Origin of the sequence: Streptomyces phyllanthi, from assembly GCF_009377205.1 — a bacterium.
In the GTDB taxonomy this organism is placed as follows: domain Bacteria; phylum Actinomycetota; class Actinomycetes; order Streptomycetales; family Streptomycetaceae; genus Streptomyces; species Streptomyces phyllanthi.
Map to the genome: position 1 here is coordinate 1 of NZ_VJZE01000710.1, position 3,115 is coordinate 3,115.

3 protein-coding genes and 1 pseudogene are annotated in these 3,115 nt (G+C 73.1%); all 4 read left to right on the forward strand.

Features of this window, described 5'->3' with window-relative positions:
• On the forward strand, positions 1–602 hold a 602-nt coding region (locus FNH04_RS43760; protein WP_152791797.1), incomplete at its 5' end, for a tetratricopeptide repeat protein.
• Between the two features lie 139 nt (positions 603–741).
• Positions 742–1,401, forward strand: coding sequence for a SurA N-terminal domain-containing protein (locus FNH04_RS43765; RefSeq protein ID WP_152791798.1), 660 nt, complete (start codon positions 742–744; stop codon positions 1,399–1,401).
• A gap of 150 nt (positions 1,402–1,551) precedes the next feature.
• Complete coding sequence (locus tag FNH04_RS43770) at positions 1,552–2,550, forward strand: nucleoside triphosphate pyrophosphohydrolase (RefSeq protein WP_322725591.1); 999 nt, start codon at positions 1,552–1,554, stop codon at positions 2,548–2,550.
• A pseudogene (locus tag FNH04_RS43775) lies at positions 2,547–3,115 on the forward strand (cytochrome P450); the annotation flags it as partial. The gene FNH04_RS43770 and the pseudogene FNH04_RS43775, both read left to right, overlap by 4 nt.

Sequence of the window (3,115 nt, forward strand, 5' to 3'; positions counted from 1 at the left end):
CGCCCGCGCCGCAGCCCCAGGCCGCGCCCGCCGTCGAGAAGCCCGATGTCGCGGGCGCCGTCGACGAGGTCAAGCGGCTCCTCGGCGAGGGCCGCATCACCCAGGCCGTCGACATCCTCGGCCAGATCCTCCCGGCCGCCGCCGCCCAGCACGGAGAGCACTCACCCGTCGTACGGACCCTGCGCAAGCAGTACGCGGCCACGCTCATGGACGACGGCCAGTACCGCCGCGCCCTGCCCGAGCTGCGCCGTCTGGCCGACGAGCGGGCCAAGGAGGCGGGCCAGGCCGACCCGCAGTCCCTGCGCTTCCGCTACGAGTCCGCCCAGTGTCTGGAGCAGCTCGGCGAGCCGGCCGCCGCCCTCGCCGAGTACCGCTCCCTGCTGCCGTACTACGAGAACCAGTACGTGGCCGGCGACCCCGAACTCTCCCTGGACGTCCGCCGCCGCATGGGCCACCTCCTCCTCGCCCTCGGCGACCGCCCCGCCGCCCATGACACCCTGGCCCGCCTCCTGCACGACGTGGAACGGCTGAGGGGCCCCGGCCACCCCCTGGCGACGGAGGTGCGGCGGACGCTCCAGTGGCTGGGGCAGATGCACGGCTGAGAAGCGGCCCGCGGGCGCGGCGGTGCCGGAAGTCGTGATGAATCGTTGGTCGAATCACTGGCCGAGAGCAGGGCCACTGCCTACCATCGATCACCGCAAGACTTTGTGCACCGTCGCACAATCTCCTCGGGAGGCCAACTTGCACCGCCGCCGTCGTACCGTGCTCGTCCTCTCCGCCGCGCTCGCCGCGGCGGCACCCGTTCTCACCGCCTGCGGAAACGACGCGCATCCCGGCGCGGCGGCCGTCGTCGGCGACCAGCAGATCACGGTCGCGCAGCTGGAGAACCGGGTGAACGAGGTGCGCGCGGCCCAACGGGCCGCCATCGCGGACGACGCCCAGTACCAGCAGGTCGTCGCCCAGAGCGGCGGTCTCACCCGCGACACGCTGCACAGCATGGTCCTCGACCGGGTCATCGACCGCGCGGTCCAGGACGCCGGTGTGACGGTCTCCCGCAAGGAGGTCCAGACCTTCCGCTCCACGCTGGAGCAGCAGGCGGGCGGCGCGAAGGCCCTGGAGACGGCCTGGCTGCAGCGGTACGGCGTCGCCCCGCAGTACCTCGACGACAGCCTCCGCACCGAGATCGAGGCCCAGAAGCTGGGCACCGTCCTCGGCGCCGACATGAACACCGAGGCGGGCAAGGCGACCTTCTGGAAGGCCCTCTCCGAAGCCTCCGGGAAACTCGACGTCGACCTGAACCCGCGCTACGGCACCTGGAACGTCGAGGAGAGCACCCTCGACGACGCGAAGACGCCGTGGCTGCGGAAGATCACGCCGGAGGCACAGCCGCGGACGGCGTAGGCGAGGACGGCGTACGCGAGGCCGGCGCGGGCGAGGAGAGCGCAGCCGAGGAGGGCGCAGCCGAGGAGGGCGCAGTCGCCGGTGAGTCGGCCGCCGGGCCTGTGGACGACTGTTTCCGGCTGTGACGGTGGCGTGGGTTACGTTCGGTCTGTGAACGCAACCAGCCCCGACCGCGCCCCCGGCCGCGTCATCCTGCTCACCACCAGCCACCGCGTCGCGCCCGGCCTGCTGTCCTGGCCGGCCTGGCAGGCGCTGCACGGCGCCGACCGCGTCCTGTGCGCGGACGGCACGCATCCGCAGCTGCCGTATCTGCGGGAGGCGGGCATAGCGGTGGAGGAGGCGAGCCCCACCGCCGAGGAGCTGGTCGACGCCTGCGCCGGCGGCCGCACCCTGGTCGTGGTCGCGACGGGCGAGGGCGACCCGCACCTCACCGACGGCCTCGCCCGCCTCGCCGGCTCCGGCCGCGTCCGGATGCCCGAGCTGGAGCTGCTCCCCGCCTCGTACGACCTGCCGGGCGCCCGCCTCCTCGACCTCGTCCAGGTCATGGACCGTATCCGCGCCGAGTGCCCCTGGTCGTCCCGCCAGACCCACAAGGGCCTCGCGAAGTACGGCATCGAGGAGGCGTACGAGCTGGTGGAGGCGATCGAGGAGGGCGACCGGGACGAACTGAGGGAGGAGCTGGGCGATGTCCTCCTCCAGGTCGTCTTCCACGCCCGTATCGCCGAGGAGGGCGACCCGGAGGACGGTTCCGCCCCCTTCTCCATCGACGACGTCGCGGGCGGCATCGTCACCAAGCTCATCCACCGCCACCCCCACGTCTTCGGCGACGAGACGGCCGCGACCCCCGAGGAGGTCAGGCAGCACTGGCTCCGCACGAAGGCGGTCGAGAAGCGGCGCGAGTCGGTGACGGACGGGATACCTCTGGGCCAGCCCGGCCTGGCCCTCGCGGCCAAGCTCTCCTCCCGCGTCCGCACGGCCGGCATCGAGGTGCCGCTCCCCGAGGGCGAGGGCGTCGGCTACGAACTGCTGGCCCTGGCGGCACGCGCCGAGGCCGACGGCGTGGACCCGGAGGCGGCACTGCGGGCGGCGGCCCGGGCGTACCGGGACGCGATCCGGGTGGCGGAGAGCGCAGGGGCGGCCCAGGGATGAGCAGTCCCGCCGACCACCCCGTCCCGACCGCGCCCGAACTCTTCACGTGGGAGTTCGCCACCGACCCGTACCCCGCCTACGCCTGGCTCCGTGAGCACGCCCCCGTGCACCGGACCCGGCTGCCGAGCGGTGTGGAGGCCTGGCTGGTCACGCGCTACGCCGACGCCCGGCAGGCCCTCGCCGACGCACGCCTCTCCAAGAACCCGGCGCACCACGACGAACCGGCGCACGCCAAGGGGAAGACCGGTATCCCCGGCGAGCGCAAGGCCGAGTTGATGACGCATCTGCTCAACATCGACCCGCCGGACCACACACGGCTGCGCCGGCTGGTCAGCAAGGCCTTCACCCCCCGCCGGGTCGCGGAGTTCGCGCCCCGGGTCCAGGAGCTCACCGATCAGCTCATCGACCGGTTCGCCGGGACCGGTCACGCCGACCTCATCCACGAGTTCGCGTTTCCGCTCCCCATCTACGCCATCTGCGACCTGCTCGGCGTCCCCCGCGAGGACCAGGACGACTTCCGGGACTGGGCGGGCATGATGATCCGGCACGGGGGAGGGCCCAGGGG